Annotated in this window: 17 protein-coding genes and 1 pseudogene; 9 read left to right on the top strand and 9 right to left on the bottom strand. The window is 70.8% G+C overall.

Annotation, left to right across the window (positions count from 1 at the left end; translation table 11 throughout):
- Positions 1-82 precede the first annotated feature (82 nt).
- On the bottom strand, positions 83-1,249 hold the full coding sequence (locus tag IPJ59_RS13950) for a hypothetical protein (RefSeq protein ID WP_293272078.1): 1,167 nt from the start codon (positions 1,247-1,249) through the stop codon (positions 83-85).
- A 203-nt stretch (positions 1,250-1,452) separates the two neighbouring features.
- On the opposite strand from IPJ59_RS13950, the gene IPJ59_RS13945 reads away from it, so the two are divergent.
- Positions 1,453-2,010, top strand: a complete 558-nt coding sequence (locus tag IPJ59_RS13945; RefSeq protein ID WP_293272076.1) for a hypothetical protein — start codon at positions 1,453-1,455, stop codon at positions 2,008-2,010.
- Here the strand turns inward: IPJ59_RS13945 and IPJ59_RS13940 are convergent.
- On the bottom strand, positions 1,997-2,560 hold the full coding sequence (locus IPJ59_RS13940) for a zf-TFIIB domain-containing protein (RefSeq protein ID WP_293263229.1): 564 nt from the start codon (positions 2,558-2,560) through the stop codon (positions 1,997-1,999). The genes IPJ59_RS13945 and IPJ59_RS13940 overlap by 14 nt on opposite strands.
- Before the next feature lie 124 nt (positions 2,561-2,684).
- Here IPJ59_RS13940 and IPJ59_RS13935 point away from each other — a divergent pair, with 124 nt between their 5' ends.
- On the top strand, positions 2,685-3,074 hold the full coding sequence (locus IPJ59_RS13935) for a type III secretion system chaperone family protein (protein ID WP_293263231.1): 390 nt from the start codon (positions 2,685-2,687) through the stop codon (positions 3,072-3,074).
- A gap of 7 nt (positions 3,075-3,081) precedes the next feature.
- Here the strand turns inward: IPJ59_RS13935 and IPJ59_RS13930 are convergent, their stop codons facing one another.
- Complete coding sequence (locus tag IPJ59_RS13930) at positions 3,082-3,444, bottom strand: GFA family protein (protein WP_293263233.1); 363 nt, start codon at positions 3,442-3,444, stop codon at positions 3,082-3,084.
- 170 nt (positions 3,445-3,614) lie between these two features.
- Here IPJ59_RS13930 and IPJ59_RS13925 point away from each other — a divergent pair, with 170 nt between their 5' ends.
- The 4 genes from IPJ59_RS13925 to IPJ59_RS13910 all read left to right on the top strand — a co-directional run bounded on the left by IPJ59_RS13925 (position 3,615) and on the right by IPJ59_RS13910 (position 8,876).
- Positions 3,615-4,427, top strand: coding sequence for a hypothetical protein (locus IPJ59_RS13925; protein ID WP_293272074.1), 813 nt, complete (start codon positions 3,615-3,617; stop codon positions 4,425-4,427).
- Between the two features lie 85 nt (positions 4,428-4,512).
- Positions 4,513-5,637: a DUF4328 domain-containing protein gene (locus tag IPJ59_RS13920; RefSeq protein WP_293272072.1), complete on the top strand. Its 1,125-nt coding sequence runs from the start codon at positions 4,513-4,515 to the stop codon at positions 5,635-5,637.
- 128 nt (positions 5,638-5,765) lie between these two features.
- Positions 5,766-7,709: a PAN domain-containing protein gene (locus IPJ59_RS13915; protein ID WP_293263239.1), complete on the top strand. Its 1,944-nt coding sequence runs from the start codon at positions 5,766-5,768 to the stop codon at positions 7,707-7,709.
- A gap of 222 nt (positions 7,710-7,931) precedes the next feature.
- A complete protein-coding gene (locus IPJ59_RS13910) occupies positions 7,932-8,876 on the top strand; it encodes a M28 family peptidase (RefSeq protein WP_293263241.1) in 945 nt (314 codons plus the stop codon).
- Between the two features lie 9 nt (positions 8,877-8,885).
- On the opposite strand, the pseudogene IPJ59_RS13905 reads toward IPJ59_RS13910, so the two are convergent.
- A pseudogene (locus IPJ59_RS13905) lies at positions 8,886-10,235 on the bottom strand (DEAD/DEAH box helicase); the annotation flags it as partial.
- A 37-nt stretch (positions 10,236-10,272) separates the two neighbouring features.
- Positions 10,273-10,878: a nitroreductase family protein gene (locus IPJ59_RS13900; RefSeq protein ID WP_293272068.1), complete on the bottom strand. Its 606-nt coding sequence runs from the start codon at positions 10,876-10,878 to the stop codon at positions 10,273-10,275.
- 140 nt (positions 10,879-11,018) lie between these two features.
- Here IPJ59_RS13900 and IPJ59_RS13895 point away from each other — a divergent pair, with 140 nt between their 5' ends.
- Entirely contained in the window at positions 11,019-11,780 is a 762-nt protein-coding gene (locus IPJ59_RS13895) for a peptidylprolyl isomerase (RefSeq protein ID WP_293263247.1), read from the top strand.
- Positions 11,781-11,821: 41 nt separating this feature from the next.
- The gene (locus tag IPJ59_RS13890) at positions 11,822-12,262 is read left to right on the top strand and encodes a cytochrome P460 family protein (protein WP_293263249.1); all 441 of its coding nucleotides are present in this window, start codon (positions 11,822-11,824) and stop codon (positions 12,260-12,262) included.
- Between the two features lie 46 nt (positions 12,263-12,308).
- Here the strand turns inward: IPJ59_RS13890 and IPJ59_RS13885 are convergent, their stop codons facing one another.
- The 4 genes from IPJ59_RS13885 to IPJ59_RS13870 form a co-directional block, all read right to left on the bottom strand.
- Positions 12,309-13,058, bottom strand: a complete 750-nt coding sequence (locus tag IPJ59_RS13885) for a TerC family protein (protein ID WP_293263251.1) — start codon at positions 13,056-13,058, stop codon at positions 12,309-12,311.
- A gap of 82 nt (positions 13,059-13,140) precedes the next feature.
- Positions 13,141-13,956 (bottom strand): hypothetical protein, encoded by an 816-nt coding sequence (locus tag IPJ59_RS13880; protein ID WP_293272066.1) that lies wholly within the window; start codon positions 13,954-13,956, stop codon positions 13,141-13,143.
- 181 nt (positions 13,957-14,137) lie between these two features.
- Positions 14,138-15,355: a VWA domain-containing protein gene (locus tag IPJ59_RS13875; protein ID WP_293272064.1), complete on the bottom strand. Its 1,218-nt coding sequence runs from the start codon at positions 15,353-15,355 to the stop codon at positions 14,138-14,140.
- Positions 15,355-16,194, bottom strand: a complete 840-nt coding sequence (locus IPJ59_RS13870) for an AAA family ATPase (RefSeq protein WP_293272063.1) — start codon at positions 16,192-16,194, stop codon at positions 15,355-15,357. Before IPJ59_RS13870 ends, IPJ59_RS13875 begins: the two co-directional genes overlap by 1 nt.
- A 48-nt stretch (positions 16,195-16,242) precedes the next feature.
- On the opposite strand from IPJ59_RS13870, the gene IPJ59_RS13865 reads away from it, so the two are divergent.
- Positions 16,243-17,817 carry a L,D-transpeptidase gene (locus IPJ59_RS13865; protein ID WP_293272061.1) on the top strand — a complete coding sequence of 525 codons (1,575 nt, stop codon included), beginning with the start codon at positions 16,243-16,245 and terminating at the stop codon, positions 17,815-17,817.

Here is a 17,817-nt window from a genome sequence, read left to right as displayed (position 1 = left end):
CTGCGCGAGCGGGGGCGCAGCGGGGAGTGGCGCAGGCCGACGTCCGCCGGGCTCGCTGGGGCTTTCCTGTGCGAGCGGGGGCTCAGCGGGGAGGGTCGCGACGGGCGCGGGATCGGCGGGTCGCGAGGCCGATGAGCAGGAGGGCGAGGAGCGGCGGGCTGCGCTGCTCGTGGGTCGCGGCGCACTCGCAGCCCGCGGACTCGTCCGCGCCGCCGGCCTCACCGGGCGCGCTGTCGCTGATGTTGGTGGTGGCGCCGTCGGGTTCGGTGTCGTTCACCTCGCCGGTGGTCGGGGGCTCGCCGCTGGTGTCGCTGTCGCTGCTTGAATTGCCATGGCTGTCGCCGTCGCCGGTGGTGGGGTCTGGCGGCGGCGGCGGTGGGCGTGGGAAGCTCATGGTGATCGGCGCGAAGCGGATCGCGTCGGCGAAGGGGGGCAGGTCGATCGGGATCTCGATGTCGGCGATCTCGAACTTCTGGCCGAGGATCTCCATCACGAGGGTGGGCTTGAGGACGATCGTGATGTCGGTCGTGAGGCCGCAGACGAGGGTGCCGTCGACCTCGAGCGGGTCGGGTAGAGGGCCCTGGCCGGCGAGCAGGCTGACCGACTCGCCCTCGGCGACGACGGTGGCGAGCTGGGCCATGGGCGCGGTGGTGGCGGCCTCGATCGCGTCGCCGACGAGGGTGGCGGCGACGATCACGTAGGCGTCGATGTCGAGGTTGCCGGCGGCGACGATGATGTCGGGGGTGACGGGGACGGAGACGAAGGTGACGGGGTCGGTCTCGTCGTCGATGTTGACGGGGCGTTCGGGGTTGCCGGGCAGGAGGTAGGGGGTGAAGCCGTCCTCGGCGATCACGGCGTAGTCGTAGGGGCCGAGGATGTCGGACTCCCACTGCAGGCCGAGCACGTCGAAGCGGATCTTGGCGTCGAGGGTGAGGCCGATGTCGAGGCCGAGGCGGCCGGCGTCTGGATCGCCGACGAAGTCGATCGACTCGTTGTCCCAGTCGTAGCGGCCCGCGCCGGGCATGTCGATCTGCACGCTGTTGCCGCCGTGGGCGATGAGGCGCAGTTGCAGCGGGGCGTCCATCGGGAACCAGTCGCTGTCGAAGGTGAAGTCGTCGAGGCCGACGAGCATTTGCTCGTGCACGGGCGCGAAGGGGGACACGGCCTCTTCGCCGCGCGCGGGGGCGGCGGCGAGGAGGCCGGGGAAGAGGACGGCGAGCGTGAGTGCGAGGGGCAGGCGCGGCGGCACGCGCGGATGATACGCGCGGCCGTGTGCCGGGGGAACTCGCTGGCGGCCGGGTACGCCTGTATAGTGGCGAGATGGTGCGTACCCGGGTGATCGTGTGGCTCGTCCTTCCGCTCCTGGGCGCGTGGCTGTTGCCGACGCGGGCCGAGGCGTGCTCGTGCGTGGCGCCGCCGGCCCCGAAGGTCGCGCTGGAGCGGAGCACGGCGGTGTTCGAGGGCAAGGTGGTGGCGCTCGAGCGCAAGCCGGAGCTGCATCGGCTGACGGCGCGCTTCGAGGTGTCGCGGGTGTGGAAGGGCGAGCTGACGACGCGGGCCGAGGTGTCGACGATCGACGTCGGGTCGATGTGTGGCTACGGCTTCGAGGTCGGGAGCTCGTATGTTGTGTACGCCGCCGGTGAAGCGACCGGGCTGTCGACGTCGGCCTGCACCCGCACGAAGGTCAGTGCCGACGCGAAAGATGACCTGACGGCGTTGGGGGTTGGGACTGTGCCTGCGCCGGCTCCACCCGAGGCGGCGGTGGTCGCGGTTGCGCCGGTGACAGCGGTTGTGCCGGTGGCAGCGGTTGTGCCAGTGGCGGCGGTGGCCCCCGTTGCGCCTGCGTCACCGGTGACCGCCGATGTGCCGCCGAGTGGTGGCGGTTGCACCGTGGCGACGGACATTCCGCCGGGCAAGCCCGGTTGCGCGGTGGGCGGGGAGGCCTCGCCGCTGTGGCTGCTGTGGCTCGGGCTCCTGGGCGTGCGACGGCGGCGGATCAGAGGCCGCTGAACAGGGCCTCGAACACGCCGGCGAGCACCTCGAAGGCGCCGCTCGCGACCTCGCCGGTGTCGACGAGCTCGAGTACGGCGAGGCCGACGTCGCCGGCGGCGAGGGCCGCGTCGGTGTTGGAGACGGTGTCCGAGGCGGTGCGGGTGGCGGGTGAGGAGCTGAGGGCGGCGGCGGTGATCGTCGCGGCGGCAGTGAGCCCGGTGGTAGTGACGACGGGTGAGAGCTCGCCGCGGCGGTGCTGCTCGGCGGCCGCGCGGACGCGGTCGATCTCCTGATGGTCGAACCATACGCCGTGCGGTGAGCAGAGGTCGATCTCGACGCGGGCGACGCGGTGGCGCGTGAGCTCGGCGCGGCACTCGGGGCAGCGCAGGGCGTTGCTGCCAGTTTGGATGCGTGGGAGGGACTCGAGCGGGCCGAAGGGGTTGGCGACGAGGCGGCGGGCGGCCGGGGCCGGGAGCCAGGCGCCGCGGCAGGCGAGGCAGGGGCAGGCGTCATGCTCGCCCTCGGGGGGACGCAGTCGTTCGACCAGGCAGCGCGGGCAGTCGGCCATGGACGCCGAGCCTAACAGCGGTGGTGCTGGGGACACCAGGCTGCTCTGGACGCGCGATCGAGGGGTGTCTCGATCGCGCGGCGGCGGTTGACCGCGGCGGCGGGCGGCCGATAAAGTGCCAGTGATGTCCACCTGGTCGGAGCTGAGGAGTTATGCGCGCGACAAGTATCGCCTGGCGCTCGACGAGGAGGAGCGCTTCGCGCTGATCTTTGCGATCCCCGGGGGGCGCACGCAGCAGGTGGTGGTGACCCATTTTCGGGCCCTCGATCGCGAGTTCATCGAGCTGCGCACGCCGGTGTGCCCGGAGACGGACCTCGATGCGAAGGCGGCGCTGCGGCACAACAGCACCTGCAGCATCGGGGCGATCGCGCTGCACGAGGGGGTCTACTACCTCGTGCACAAGGCGCTGCTGCGGACGCTCGACAACGAGGAGTTCGAGCTGCCGCTGCACGCGATGGCGCTGCACGCCGATACGATCGAGGCGCGCCAGACCAGCGGCCTCGACGCGTATTGAGGGCGGCTCAGAGCGACTTGCCGTCGAAGTGCTGGACGTTCATCGCGCCCAGGTCGACGTCGTCGAGGCAGCGGACGTTGACGGCGTACATCATGGTGCCGTCGGGTGCGGCGCCGCGGGCGAAGGAGCGGACGCCGCAGGTGGTGCAGAACAGGTGATGGATGTGCATCTTGTTGAACTGGTAGTCGCGCAGGGCCTCCTCGCCGGACTTCAGGGTGAACTTGTGGTCCGGGACGAAGGCGAGGCGGGTGCCAGACTTGCCGCAGATAGAACAGTTGCATTCGGTCATGGGGGCGGCGAGGTCGAGCTCGACCTCGAAGCGCACGGCCCCGCAGTGACAGCCGCCGGTGTGGGTCTTGGTGTCGGTCATGGCCGGAGGGTATATGGCGGGGGCGAAATTGTGGCGTGTGAGGCTGCGCTCCGCGGGTGGGCCCTGCTGGTGTGACAGCGGCGTCCTGCTGGCGCCTGGCGATCGGGAATTTCCGCCATGATCTCCAGCTGGCACGTGGCTCGCTAAGGCTGCGGACACCGGAGCCCGCCATGCACAGCCTTCATCGCATCGTCCCTGTCCTCGCCCTCTTCGCCCTGGTGCCCGCCTGCGACAAGCAGAGCGACGCGGCGGAGGAGATGCCCTGCGACGAGGCGCACTTCGAGGCGAGCCGCGAGTGTGACAATGGCATGCAGTTCTGCGGCACGGATGTCGACAGCGAGGTGTACGCGTGGGGCAGCTGTGTGGCGTCACCGGCGTGTCGGCCCGAGGACAACGAGGAGAGCAACTGCGAGCAGTGCGTGCTCGACAGCCAGGGCGTGCCCTCGATCAACTACGACGCGTGTGGTGGCGACACGCCGCTGGTCATGAGCTTCGACGGAGCGGCGGTGGAGTACGGGAGCGGCGGGCGGCCGTTCGAGCTCGGGCGCTGCGCGGCGACCGACTGGCCGACCTCGGCGACCCCGTGGCTGGCGCTGGACCGCGACCGTTCGGGGCAGATCGACGGCGGGCACGAGCTATTCGGCTCGGCGACCCGGCTGCGCGGTGGCGGGCTGGCGGACCAGGGCTTCGCGGCGCTGGCCGAGCTCGACGCCAACGCTGACGGGAGGATCTCGGCGGAGGACCCGGGCTTCGGCGAGCTCGTCCTGTGGGCCGACGGCGACGGCGATCGTCGCTCCACCGGGCTCGAGCTGCAGTCGCTGGCGGCGATGGGGCTGGTGGCGATCGAGCTGGGGTACACCCGCGATCGCCGGTGCGACGCCCGCGACAACTGCGAGGTCGAGCGCGCGGCGTTCACCTGGCGCGACGGCCTCGGCCGCGAGCACGCGGGCGAGGTGGTCGACGTGCACCTGGCCTGCCAGTGAGCCAGCGAGCTGGCGATCGCTAACGCCGTCAAGCGTGGCCCCGGGGGGCTCGTTGGCGGCGGAGTTGTGATAATCAGGGCATCGCATGCTGACCCCCCGCGAGCACCCGACCTTCTTCGCCAAGCAGCTGATCCCGACGCACACCTTTCGTTCGGTCGACACCATGTTCACCGAGCTGACGGGGCCGAAGCGCGAGGCCTTCCTGATGTACCTGTGGCAGGAGGCGGGCAAGACGGTCGACAAGCCGCTGCCGCACGTGGCGATCGCCGACGGTAAGCTGAGCAAGCTCGAGGTGGTGGGCGCGCTCAAGGTCGGGGGTATCGAGGTGATCGTGGTGTCGATGCCGCCGGCGGAGAACCCGAACGAGGCGGTGTTCATCGCGCTGGCGCGCAAGCCCGACGGGGTCAGCGTGTTCTTCCTTGAGCGCTGCGCCAACGACGACCGCAGCGCGGTGCACCCGACGGAGGCGGTGCTGGCCGAGCTGCGGGCCGACGGCATGCGGATCAATCACGGCTTCGCGGCGGGGCTCGACCTGGACGCGTTCAAGCGGCGCGTGGGCGGGGTGCTCGGGGTCTCGCTCGACGGCATCGAGCGCAGCCTGCCGGAGATCACGGCGGCGGCGTTCATGGGCGCGGCGGGGGCGTCGGCTGCGGTGGCGAAGGCGGGCGGCGGCGGGGCCAAGCCGGGCGTCGGGCCGTTGCTGGGGGTGCTGCTGGCGCTGCGCGCTGGCCTGCCGCTCGCGCTGTACCTGCTCGGCAAGCTGGGGATCCACCTCGGGATGATGCTGTGGCCGCTGCTGCGCGTCGGCTATCCGGCGCTCTCTTTGGGGATCGGGATCTGCTTGCTGGTGTGGGTATATCAGGTCCACGCGTTGCGGCGCGGGCAGGCCAGCTTCTCGCCCGGGATGGCGGTCGGGGTGTGGTTCATTCCGGTGGCGAATATGTTCTTGATCCCGATGACGATCCGCAGCGCGTGGAAGGCCGCGTTCGGCGGGGGCGGCGTGCTGCTCGTGCTGGTGTGGTGGCTCGCCTGGCTGATGGAGATCGGGCTCGAGACGGTGCGCAATATGATGATGATGGGGCAGGGGATGCCGTTTGGCGGCGACCTGGCCGAGATCATGATGATGACGATGAACTACGGCATCTTCGTCGAGATCGGGGCCTACGGCCTGCTGTGGTACATCGTGCGCTCGGTCAACGAGCGCCTGTGACGACCGGGGCGACGGGAGCGAGCGCTGTGTGGGGCCACGGCGACCTCGAAGGGGCCGCGTGGTAGCATTCGCTCGCGGAGGTTCGGACGATGGTTGGTTCGTTGGTTTGGCGGGGGCGAGGTGGTCTGGTGAGCGCGGTGGTTTTGCTGACATGTCTCCTCGGACAGGTCGATTTAGCGACCGCAGGACGGCCGCGCTACGCGGAGGCGGTCGCGGTGGACCGGGCGCCGGGGGAGCAGCCGCTGGTAGATAGCGATCGGCCGGGCGGCGACTTTCTCAGCGTCGATCTGCCGGCGCCCGAGCCGGCCGTGTGCGAGAGCCTGTGTCGTCGCCACAAGCGCTGCCGGGCGTACACGTTCGTGCGCCCGGGGCTGCAGGGGTCGATGGCCCGCTGCTGGCTCAAGAGCCAGGTGTCGGCGCCGGTGGCCAACAGCTGCTGCGTCTCGGGGGTGGTGGGGGCCCCGCGACCCTTCGACGGGAAGGTGCCGGTCGCGCAGCCCGGTGTGACGCCGCCGGCGGGGCTGCCGACGCTGGCGCCGCGGGTGGCTGCGCCGAAGCCGAGGGCGATCCCGCTGCTCCTGGTGCTGGCCGAGACGCCGGCGACACGCGGCCGCCTGCCGCTGACCCAGAACCTCGATTTCTACGACAAGCTGGTGTTCGGGTCGCAGGAGCCGAGCGTCGTCAGCTTCTTCGAGTCGAACGCGAACGGGCGCTTCTTCTTCGTGCGCGCCGGGGCGATCGGGCCGCTGCCGATCACGACGCCGGTGAACACGGAAGAGCACGCGGACGTGGTCGAGGCCGCGGTGAAGGCCGGCTTCTCGTTTTGGGACTACGACTTCAACGTCGACGGCCGCGTCGACGAGAACGAGTTGATCGTGCTGGCCGTCAGCAACCATGGGCGCGACAGCGGGGCGGCGCGTCGGGTGTGCCGCAACGTCGGCTCGCGGGGGCTGCTAGAGAATATCGATCTGTGCCCGACGGACGGCGGGGTCAACGTCGCGGCGGTGGGCCACCTCGGCGAGACCTACAACACCTCGCACGAGCTGATGCACACGCTCGGGACGACCGACCTGTACGGGCCCGGGGGGACGGGCGAGTGCTGGAACGGCGGCTATACGCTGATGGGCTGCGCGCGCGGTGGGTCGCCGCACCAGCGGATCTGGACCCACCTCGATCCGTGGCACAAGATCCGCCTCGGCTGGGCGGCGCCGCGGTATGTGTCGACCCGCGCGCCGGCGGCCAACTACCAGCTCTTCGCGCCGATGGGGGCGGACGAGCGGCCGATGGTGCTGTTTGATCCGCAGCGGCCCCGGGAGTTCTATGTGCTCGAGTACCGCCACCCGCGGACGGCGGACGGGTGGGACGTGTACGATCGCCACAGCGCGTGCCCGGGGGTGGTCACCTGGTATTTGCGGGTCAACGAGAGCGGTCAGCCCGAGGAGGTCCGGCTGCTTCGCACCGGCAGGGACCGCTTCTTTCAGAGCACGTTGCGGGCGGGGGATCGGCTGGGCCTGGACGTGAAAGGGGTGCGGTACATCGACCCGGGGGCGGATGGACAGTTCCAGAGTGAGCTCGTGATCGAGGAGATCGACGGGGGGACGGTGAAGCGGGCCGGCGACCGCATCGACAACCAGAAGCTGCTGTTTGTCGCCCGGGTGCCGGCGGACATTGGGGCCCGCGGGGAGGGCCCGGCCCAGCGCGGGCTGACGCCTCGCGATGGCACCCAGACGCTGCGCTGGATGGACGGGACGGTGGCGACGCGGCTCGACGTGGGCGCGAGCGATGCGGCGGGCGCGACGGTGTGGCTGGGCGGCGCGGCGGACCCGGTGCCGCCGCACCCTCCGGCACCCGCGGCGAGCGAGGTCCAGGCGGGCGCGACCGACTACATCGGCTGCGATATCGGTGTGCAACGGGCCGCCGATGCCGCTGCGTGCGCGCAGATCTGCCGCAACAACCCGCGGTGCGGGGCCTATACCTTCGTCACGCCGGACGGTAACTGCTTCGCCAAGTACGGCGCCGGTGGGGCGCTGCCAAACCCGCGCTGCAGCTCGGGCAGCCCGGCTGGCCGCTGAGCAGCGTGGATTCGCGGCAGGCCTGGTTTGGACAGGCGGTGTAGGGCGTCGTGGGTCTCGTGATACATATTGGCTATGCAGGGACGCGGTCGAGAGCTCATCATCTTCGCGGTCGCGCTGGGGATCGGCTGTGGGGGTGGTGGCGCGGCGGAGGGTGGGTCTGGGTCTGGGTCTGGGTCGGTGACGGGCGAGGGTGCGGGCACGTCGGGGAGCTCGGGGGCGGTGCCGACGACGGGCGGGGGTGAGAGCACCGGGGCGGTAGATCCGTGTCTGGAGTCGCCGCAGACGCTGGCGGATTGTGTCGATGCGGCGGCGTACCGGGAGGACCTCGAGTTCATCGCGGATCTGCGGGTGCCGGGGACGCCGCACTGGCAGGCGGTGCAGGACCTGTGCGCGGACCGGCTGGCGGAGTATGGCTATCAGGTGGCGCTGCAGGATTATGGGTCGGGGGTGAACGTGGTCGGGCGGCGGCTGGGGAGCGAGCCGGGGCAGGTGCTGGTGGGGGCGCATTATGACCACATCGATGGTTGTCACGGGGCGGACGACAACGCGACGGGGGTGGCGGCGACCCTGGAGATCGCGCGTTTGCTGGCGCTGCCGAGCTTTGACCGCACGGTGATGATCGGCTGCTGGGACGAGGAGGAGCGCGGGCTGGTCGGGTCCGAGGTGTACGTGGCGTCGGCGCAGGCGGCGAAGGACGAGGTCGTGATCAACTACAACTTCGACATGATCGGGTTTCGCTCGAACGAGCCGAACACGCAGCAGGTGCCGGAGGGATTTTCGCTGGTGTTCGGGCCGGAGTACCAGCAGATCGAGGCGAACGAGTTTCGCGGCGACTTCATCGCGGTGATTGCGAGCTCGCTGGCGCACGATCGGGCGCTCGAGTTCGCGGCGGCCGCCGAGCGGGCGGGGATCAAGAGCGCGGTGCTCGAGCTGCCGGCGGGGACGGAGAACACGCCGACCTTCGACGACCTGCGCCGCTCGGACCACGCGTCGTTCTGGGCGGCGGGGTATCCGGCGGTGTTCTTGACGGACACGGGGGAGTTTCGCAATCCGAACTATCACTGCATGGGCGGGCCGGACGAGGTCGCGGACCTGGACCTCGACTTCGCGGTGGCGGTGACGCGGGCGACGGTGGAGGCCAGCGCGGTGGCGCTGGGGATGTGATCAGCGGCGCTGCTGGCGGACGGGCGGGGGGATGAGGAATGGTTCGTCGCCGCGGTTGGTCGTGAACATGTGGGCGAGGGCGGCGGCGATGTCACGGGCCGAGACTGCGTCCTCGCGCTCGAACTCGTCGATGACCTGCTGGTAGATCTCGAGCTCGCCGTCGGCGAGGACGTCGCGGATCTGCTGCTTGAAGCGGGCGACGCGGCTGTCGTTGACCTGCTTGATCGTGGGCAGCGCCATGAGCTCGATCGGCTGCCGGGTGGCGCGCTCGATGACCCGCAGGAGGCCGCGCTCGCGCGGGGCGATGAAGAGGATCGCCTCGCCGCTGCGGCCGGCGCGGCCGGTGCGGCCGATGCGGTGGACGTAGCTCTCGGGGTCGGTGGGGACGTCGTAGTTGATGACGTGGCTGACGCGCTCGACGTCGAGGCCGCGGGCGGCGACGTCGGTGGCGACGAGGATGTCGATCTTGCCGTCGCGCAGGGCGGCGATGCAGCGCTCGCGCTGGGCCTGCTGGATGTCGCCGTTGATCGCAGCGGCGGCGAAGCCACGGGCCTGGAGGCGCTCGGCCAGCTCGTCGGTGGCCTGGCGCGTGCGGGTGAACACGATGATGGCGTCGAAGGGTTCGGCCTCGAGGATGCGGGTGAGGGCGTCGAGCTTGTGGAGGCCGTTGACGAGCCAGTAGCGCTGGCGGATGTTGTCGGCGGTGCGGGTCTTGGCGGCGATCGTGACCTCGACCGGGTCGCGCATGTAGGTCTGGGCGATGCGGCGGATCGGCGCCGGGAGGGTCGCGGAGAACAGGGCGGTCTGGCGGGTGGCGGGGGTGCGGCGGAGGATCGTCTCGACGTCGTCGATGAAGCCCATGCGCAGCATCTCGTCGGCCTCGTCGAGGACGAGGTGGCGGATCTGCGAGAGGTCGAGGGAGCCGCGCTCGAGGTGGTCGATGATGCGGCCGGGGGTGCCGACGACGACGTGGACGCCGCGGCGCAGCGCGGCCAGCTGGGGGCCGTAGCTCTGGCCGCCGTAGATCGGGACGACGTGGAAGCCGGGCAGGCCGGCGGCGTAGCGCTGGAAGGCCTCGGCGACCTGGATGCCGAGCTCGCGGGTGGGCGTGAGCACGAGCGCTTGCAGGCGCGGCGGGCTCAGCTCGAGGCGCTGGAGGATCGGCAGGGCGAAGGCGGCGGTCTTGCCGGTGCCGGTCTGGGCCTGGCCGAGGAGGTCGTGGCCGGCGAGGAGGCGGGGGATGCACTCGGCCTGGATCGGCGAGGGGGTCTCGTAGCCGACCTGGCGCAGGGCCTGCAGCATTGGCTCGGACAGGCCCAGCGCGGCGAAGCCGGTGGGCGCGGTGGTCTCTTCACACATGGCGTACGTGTACCCGCAAACCCGGGCGCGTGGGCGCCTAGTCGGCGGGCGGGAGGTAGGGTTGGAGGCCGTCCTGCGTGAGCTCGCCGACCACGCGGCGGAGGTCGACGACGGGTCGGGGGCGGGCCTGGGGGTCGGCCTGGCCGAGCAAGACCCAGCCGAGCAGGCGCTCGCCGGGTTGCAGCGCCAGGGTGTCGCGCAGCGCGGCGCCCTCGAGGACGGCGGCGGTCTTCCAGGCTGCGCCGAGCCCGAGGGCGTGGGCGGTGAGGACGATCGCGTAGCCGGTGCAGGCGGCGCTGGCGAGCTGCTCCCACTCGGGGATCGGCGAGTCGGCCCGCGGGGCGGCGATCAGGACGATCAGCGCCGGGGCGGCGAAGGGCTTGCGGCGGGCCTTTTCGAGGAGGCCGGCGCTGAGGTCGGGGCGGGCCTCGCGGGCGGCCTCGGCGAGGGCGTCGCCGAGGCGGGCGCGGGCCTCGTCGGCGACGAGGACGAAGCGGTACGGCTGCAGCATGCCGTGGTCGGGGACGGTGGTGGCGGCGCGCAGCAGCAGCTCGAACTGCTGCGGGGTCGGGCCGGGCGGGCTGAGGCCGGCGGCGCTGCGGCGCTGGAGGATGGCGTCGAGGAGGCTGGCGTGGGGAGACATCGCCTCGCTGGTAACCCGCGGGCGGTCGGGCCGCAACCTGGGCGCTGCGCGGGCCGTGCGGGCGGGGTGTGAGACGGCGCGGGTGGTGACCCTCGTGCTTTCTTGCGCGTGGCCGGGAAGCGCGCGACAAGGGGCCGCATATGCGCCACTTCGATCTCCTCAAGTCACCGGTGATTGTTCTTCTCGTCGCGCTGGGCTGCAACAGCGGGCCGGCGACCAGCGCGACCGAGACCGAGGGCGGGTCGAGCGGCGCCGGGACCACCACGGACGAGCCGGTCGACACGACCGAGGCGAGCGCCGAGCTGACGAGTACGGACGCGCCGACCACGGCGGAGCCGACGACGGACGCGACGGCAGGGGAGACGGGCGAGACGAGCGGGACGAGCGGCGACACGGGGGGGGCGGACTGCTCGGGCGACACGCCGCACGTGCTGCTGGCGACGACGATGGGGGACATGATCGTGAAGCTCGACGCCGTGAACGCGCCGAACACCACGGCCAACTTCCTCGATTATGTCGAGTCTGGTTTTTATGACGGGACGATCTTCCACCGGGTGGCGATCGACTTCGTGATCCAGGGCGGCGGGTTCACGCCGGACCTGATGGAGAAGCCGACCAACCCGCCGATTCCGCTCGAGATCAACCCGGCGTTGACGCACGTGGACGGGGCGATCGCGATGGCGCGCATGCAGGCGCCGGACACCGCCGCGGCGCAGTTCTACCTGTGCGACGGGCCGCAGCCGGGCCTCGACGGGCAGTACGCGGTGTTCGGGGTGCTGGTCGACGGCTTCGACGTGCGCGACGCGATCGCCGAGGTCCCGGTCGGCGACGAGAATGGCTTGATGGATGTGCCGCTCGAGGACGTGATCATCGAGATGGCGTACTGCGTGTCCCAACTGTAACTTCGCTTGCCGTGGCGACGTATCCGAGGTGAAGTCTCTCCATGCACCGCCTCGCTGTCGCCATCGTCGTGTTGGGTCTACTCGGCTGCCGCAACCAGGATGAGGCGGGGGCGCAGAGCCTGTGGGAGTCGTTCCACGAGGCCGACTATCGCAGCTGGGAGCGGGCGCCGGGGTATCCGGGACGGACGCCGAGCACGGCCTCGCACGGGGACGCGGTCGAGATCTTCGTCAACGACACGCTGGCCGAGGCGCTGGCCGCGGGCGCGCCGCTGACGGCGTGGCCGGAGGGCTCGCTGATCGTGAAGGACGGGTTCAAGGGCGGCGAGCCGCACCTGGTGGCGGCGATGGAGAAGCGCGAGGACGGGTGGTTCTGGGCCGAGTACGAGCCGGACGGCGAGGTCAGCTTCTCGGGCTCGCCGCGGGTGTGCACGAAGTGCCACGACGCTGGCGCGGACTATGTGCGGGCGTTCGGGTTTCCTTGAGGTCGCGTCGCGTCCGCGAGCAGGTGCGGGTGTTTGGGTCCCGTGGTCAGGCGGCGGCGGCCTTGTGGGCGGCGCGCTTGCTGGCGATGCGGATGTTGATGAGCTCGACGCAGACGCTGTAGGCCATGGCGAAGTAGACGTAGCCGCGGGGGACGTGGACCTCGAAGGCCTCGGCGACGAGCAGCAGGCCGATCATCATGAGGAAGCTGAGGGCGAGGATCTTGACGGTGGGGTGGCGGTCGACGAACTCGGCGATCGACTTGGCGGCGCGGAGCATCACGAGGAGGGCGATGACGTTGGCGGCGATCATGATCCACAGGTGCTGGGCCATGCCGACCGCGGTGACGACCGAGTCGATCGAGAAGACCAGGTCGAGCAGGAGGATCTGGAACACGACGCTGGCGACGCTGGTGGCCTTGACCTTGGCGATCTCGTCCTCGCTGAGCGGGCCGTCGACGCGCTCGTGGATCTCCTTGGTGGCCTTGTAGAGCAGGAACAGGCCGCCGCCGAGCAGCACGGCCTCTTTGCCGGTGATCTCCTGGCCGAGCACGGTGAACAGCGGGTGCTTGAGGCCCATGACCCAGCTGAGGGCGCTGAGCAGGCCGATGCGCATGACGAAGGCGCCGATGAGGCCGATCCGTCGGGCCCGATCGCGCTTGTCGGCGGGGAGCTTGCCGACGAGGATCGAGATGAAGATGACGTTGTCGAGGCCGAGCACGACCTCGAGGACCGAGAGGGTCAGGAGGCTGATCCACACGTCGGGGTTGGCGAGGTGCTGGAGCAGTTCTGGGTCCATGCGGGGAGGGTATCGCGAATGGTGTGGGGCGCGGGAGAGCGGTGGCGCTCACGGTGCGGGTTGTCGCGCCGCCCACGCGGGCTCAGGTGCCGCCGCCGCCGAACCACACGGAGAAGCCGAGGACGGCCCCGAGGGTGAAGGACTGCCACTGCCTCTCCCAGTCGCCGGAGACGCTGGTGCCGGCGATCTTGTCCTTGGTGAGGCTCTTGGCGAAGTACCACCGGTAGTCAAACATCAGGCTGGCGTCGATCGAGAAGTAGTCGGTGATGAGGAAGTGGGCGCCGCCGCCGACGCCGACGGTCGGGCCTAGCAGGCTGAAGCGGTCGAGGGTGTTGACCTCGATCGGGCCCTCGCTGCCGCGGCTGCGATCGCCGAAGGTGACGGCGCTGAGGCCGGAGCGGACCAGGATGAAGGGCAGGATGCGGCCGCGGGGCAGCGGCAAGATCTCGAGGTAGGGCGTGAAGACCGTGCTGAAGAAATTGTTCGATTGCTTGAAGGGCGAGTCGCTGGGGCTGGTGGTGCGGTCGAAGGCGAGGCCGACGCGGGCGCCGAGGATGAGGTAGGGCGTGATGCCGTAGCCGAGGCCGAGGCCGAACATCGAGGTGCCGATGGTGCCCAGGATCGGGTCGGTGCCCGCGACGGGCTTGTCGCCCTGGAGCGGGCGAGCGAAGCCGAGGCCGACGTTGTCGATCTTGGTGGTGGGCGCTCCGTCGGGGGCGTCGGCAGGGAGGAAGCTTCGGCCGCGGGTCCAGCCGACCGCGTCGGTGTCGATGTGGAAGCGGAAGCGGCGGTGGACCCGGTTCTCGGGGTCGGCCGGGGCGGCGGCGGAGGCCGTCGCGGCGGTGCCGGCGATGACGAGGGCGGGGAGGAGCGAGAGGGCTAGGGAGAGGCGCGGCACGGTCTGGCCTTCTTGCGGCCAGCGGGCGCGGGCTGTCAAGCGCAGGCGCGAGAGGGGGTCGGGACGCGACGTAACGCTGTTCGGCGGCGGGGCGGCGGGGACGATCGGTGCGGTCCTTGAGCGGACGGAGGGGGTGGCGAGCGATCAACCCGATCGCGGGGCGCGGGCGGCTCGCGGCTTCTTAGCGGCCGCGCGCGAGCGTTGCGACGCGGTTGCGGCGCTCGCTCGAGAGCGCGGGGCGACGCAGGTGGCGGACCATGTCGTCGAGGCCGGCGAGGGTGAGCTGGAACATTGGGAACACGCGGGCGATCTCGGCGATGGTGCCGGAGCGCCACAGGCTCGGTGGTTCCGGGTTCAGCCAGGCGCTGCGGGGGAAGCGGTCGGCGAGGCGGGCGAGCCAGGTCAGGCCGGAGGGGCCGCGGGCGGACTCCCACCAGTCGCCGCTCGACATGGTCAGCTCGCCCGGGTGCATGTACGCGTCGCCGACGAGGACGACGGTCCATTTGCTGTCGAGGGTCTTCAGCAGCTCGGCGGTGCTGACGGGCTTGGTGAAGGCGGCGTCGGCGAACACGCGCTGGTACACGCAGTTGTGGAAGTAGTAGGAGCGGAGCTCCTTGAAGCCGCCGCCCTGGTGGGCGGCGGAGAACAGGCGGGAGACCAGCTCGGCGTGGGGGTCCATGCTGCCGCCGACGTCGAGGAGGAGCAGCAGGCGGACATCGGCGTGGCGTTCGGGGTTCATGACGACCTCGATGTCGCCGCAGTTGCGGGCGGTGGCGTCGATGGTCTCGCCCAAGTCGAGGATCAGCTTGCCGTCGTCGCGGGTGAGGCGACGGAGGCGGCGGAGGGCGGCGGCGATCTGGCGGGTGTCGAGGACCAGGTCGCGGCGAAACTCGCGGAAGCGGCGGGCGTCGGCGACGGCGAGGGCGCTGCGGCTGCCGCCGCCGCCGACGCGGATGCCGGCCGGGTTCATGCCGCCGGTGCCGAAGGGCGAGGTGCCGCCGGTGCCGACCCAGCGGTTGCCGCCGTCGTGGCGCTCCTTCTGTTGCTCGAGGCGCTCGAGCAATTCGCGGCGCAGCTGCTCGAGGTCCATGGCGGCCAGCTGCGCGCGCAGCTCGGGGTCCAGGTGCTCGAGCGACTTGGGATCGCGGAGCCACTCCTCGAGCTGGGACAGGAGGTTACGCGCGTCGGCCTGGACGCCGCGGAAGGTCTCGGCGAACACGCGGTCGAAGTCGTCGTAGTGGGCCTCGCTCTGGATGAGGATGCAGCGGGCGACCTGGTAGAAGCCGTCGAGGGTGTTGTTGTGGAGGCCGCGGGCGAGCGCGTCGACGAGGGCCAGCCAGGTGTGGGTGGTGACCGGGACCCCGCGGGCGCGGAGGTTGTAGAAGAACTCGAGGAACATCAGCTGCGGCCGGCGCGGGCGGTGGTGGCGTTGAAGCGGCGCTGGGCGGTGTCGATGTCCTGCTCCTTCTTGAGCAGGGTGCCGATGAAGGGGAGGCCGGCGCCGAGCAGCTTGGCGGGGTCCATGCCGGAGTGGCGCAGGGCGGAGATCCAGTCGATGAGCTCGCTGGTGCTCGGGGGCTTGCGCAGGCCGTCGACGCTGCGCAGGGCGTAGAAGGCCTCGAGCGCGCCGACGAGCAGGCGCTCCTCGGCGTCGGGGTGGTGGACGCGGACGATGCGGGTCATCAGCGCCCGGTCGGGGAAGTCGATCCAGTGGAACACGCAGCGGCGGAGGAAGGCGTCCGGGAGCTCCTTCTCGTTGTTGCTGGTGATGATGACGATCGGTCGCTGGCGCGCGGAGACCGTCGCGCCGGTCTCGGGGATCGTGAAGCTCATGGTGTCGAGCTCGTGCAGGAGGTCGTTGGGGAACTCGAGGTCGGCCTTGTCGATCTCGTCGATCAGGACGACCAGACGCTCGTCGCGCGCGAATGCCCGCCCGAGCGGTCCCAGCGTGATGTAACGCCCGATATCACGGACTTCGCCGTCGCCGAAGCGGCTATCATGCAGGCGCCGCACGGCATCGTACTGATAGAGCCCGTCCACTGCTTTCGTCGTGGATTTGACATGCCAGCGCTCCAGTGGAGTGTTGAAGAAGCGGGCGATGTCCCGGGCCAGCAAGGTCTTGCCGGTCCCCGGCTCGCCCTTGACCAGGAGCGGTCGCCCGAGCGCGACCGCGACGTCCACGGCCCGCGCCAGCTCCGGAGAAACGATGTATTCGGAGGTCCCTGTGAAGCTCTGCACCGCCCGGGATGATGGCACGAAGCCCGCACCTTTCCCAAGCCCCTCGCCATGTCACACGCCGTGAAGCACCGCTCCTCGCCTCTGCTCTTCGCCCTGTCCGGTCTGCTCGTGCCCGTGTCGGCGCTGGCGCTGCTGCTGTGGGCGTGTGACGACGGGGAGGTCGAAGGGCTGACGGCGGTGGGCGATCGGGCTGGCGAGGTGACTTCGCCGGGTGTTGCGGTCGAGTCGGTGGCCGGGCCGGTGAATGCGGAGGCTGGGGCGGAGGAGGGCGAGCCGGAGGAGGCGGACGAGGTGGAGGTGCCGGAGGTCGCGGCCGAGGTGACGCCGAGCGGGCTGCGGGTGTCGCCGCGGACGCTGATCGTGTACGCCGCCCCGCGCTATGGCAGCGACATGCGCGGGCGCATCGACGCGGACACGCCCTTCGCTATCTATGGCCTGGTCGAAGGGACAGGTTGTGCGGGCGAGGGTTGGGCCCTGGCCGGGGCGCGCGAGGGCGACGGGTACGTCTGCCTCAAGACGGCGACGGTGAGCGAGGCGGCGCCGGAGCTGCTGCCGCTGGTGCCCGAGGGGTTGGTGGTGCCGTATCTCTACGCCAAGCCGCGGGCCGACCGGAAGGGCAAGCTGCTGGCCGAGGTGCCGCGCTATCGCAGCCGCTACTCGCTGATGAACGGGCGCGAGCCGGTCGACTACCTCGAGCCGAATCGGCAGTACGCATTCGTCGATCTTCGGCCGCTCCCGGGCTTCGGAAAGATCTACGAGGACGCCGACGAGCAGGTGGTGCCGGCGCAGGACATGAAGGCGGAGAAGCCGAGCGAGTTCGCGGGGCGGGTGCTGGCCGACGTGCCGGTGACGGAGGGACGGCGGGCGGCGTGGGTGGTGTCGCACGAGGCGCTGCTGCGCGGCGAGCCGAAGCTCAAGGCGCCGACGCTGAAGGAGCTCGAGTTCCACGCGGCGATCGAGGTGCTGCCGGAGCTGCACACCGGTGGTGGGGCGCGGTGGATCACGATCCCCGACGCGCTCGGGCCCGGGGTGCCGGGGTACATCGAGGCTGGCAAGGTGCGGTGGTTCGAGGCGGGGCCGGAGCTCACGGGGCTGGCCGAGGGCGAGACGTGGATCGACGTCGACCTGCAGCAGCAGATGTTGGCGGTGATGGTCGGGCAGACGCCGATCTTCTTGACGCTGATCTCGAGCGGGACCGGGGCCAAGCCGAACACCTCGACGCCGAAGGGCGTGTACCGCATCCGCAACAAGCTGGCGCTGGGGAGCATGCGCAACCGGCCGGAGGACGCGCAGGAGTCGCCGTACCACGTGGAGGCGGTGCCGTGGGTGCAGTACTTCGACGGCCGCTTCGCGCTTCACGGCGCGTACTGGCACAACGGCTTCGGCCACCGCAAGAGCCACGGCTGCGTCAACCTGGCGCCGAGGGACGCGCGCTACGTGTACAGCATGACGACGCCGCGGGTGCCGGCGGGGTGGGCGTCGAGCTACGAGCACGCGGGCGAGCCGGGCAGCGTGGTGCGCGTGCGCAAGGGGCAGGAGCTCGGGGAGGATCGGCGGACGATCAACGACGTCGAGCTCGAGGTGCCGCTGGGCGAGGCGGTGCTGGCCGATCGCCGGCCGTGA

The sequence above is a fragment of the Nannocystis sp. genome (assembly GCF_016714285.1).
Lineage (GTDB): Bacteria > Myxococcota_A > Polyangia > Nannocystales > Nannocystaceae > Nannocystis.
Note: the sequence above shows the minus strand (reverse complement) of the source record. Positions and strands in the feature narration are given on the sequence as shown.

What these genes read in the sequence shown, in the direction of transcription:
- IPJ59_RS13895 (WP_293263247.1), top strand. Translation starts at nt 11,019, where the DNA reads ATGCGCCACTTCGATCTCCTCAAGTCACCGGTGATTGTTCTTCTCGTC.
- IPJ59_RS13885 (WP_293263251.1), bottom strand. Translation starts at nt 13,058, where the DNA reads ATGGACCCAGAACTGCTCCAGCACCTCGCCAACCCCGACGTGTGGATC.
- IPJ59_RS13875 (WP_293272064.1), bottom strand. Translation starts at nt 15,355, where the DNA reads ATGTTCCTCGAGTTCTTCTACAACCTCCGCGCCCGCGGGGTCCCGGTC.
- IPJ59_RS13925 (WP_293272074.1), top strand. Translation starts at nt 3,615, where the DNA reads ATGCACAGCCTTCATCGCATCGTCCCTGTCCTCGCCCTCTTCGCCCTG.
- IPJ59_RS13900 (WP_293272068.1), bottom strand. Translation starts at nt 10,878, where the DNA reads ATGTCTCCCCACGCCAGCCTCCTCGACGCCATCCTCCAGCGCCGCAGC.
- IPJ59_RS13935 (WP_293263231.1), top strand. Translation starts at nt 2,685, where the DNA reads ATGTCCACCTGGTCGGAGCTGAGGAGTTATGCGCGCGACAAGTATCGC.
- IPJ59_RS13890 (WP_293263249.1), top strand. Translation starts at nt 11,822, where the DNA reads ATGCACCGCCTCGCTGTCGCCATCGTCGTGTTGGGTCTACTCGGCTGC.
- IPJ59_RS13865 (WP_293272061.1), top strand. Translation starts at nt 16,243, where the DNA reads ATGTCACACGCCGTGAAGCACCGCTCCTCGCCTCTGCTCTTCGCCCTG.
- IPJ59_RS13940 (WP_293263229.1), bottom strand. Translation starts at nt 2,560, where the DNA reads ATGGCCGACTGCCCGCGCTGCCTGGTCGAACGACTGCGTCCCCCCGAG.
- IPJ59_RS13930 (WP_293263233.1), bottom strand. Translation starts at nt 3,444, where the DNA reads ATGACCGACACCAAGACCCACACCGGCGGCTGTCACTGCGGGGCCGTG.
- IPJ59_RS13920 (WP_293272072.1), top strand. Translation starts at nt 4,513, where the DNA reads ATGCTGACCCCCCGCGAGCACCCGACCTTCTTCGCCAAGCAGCTGATC.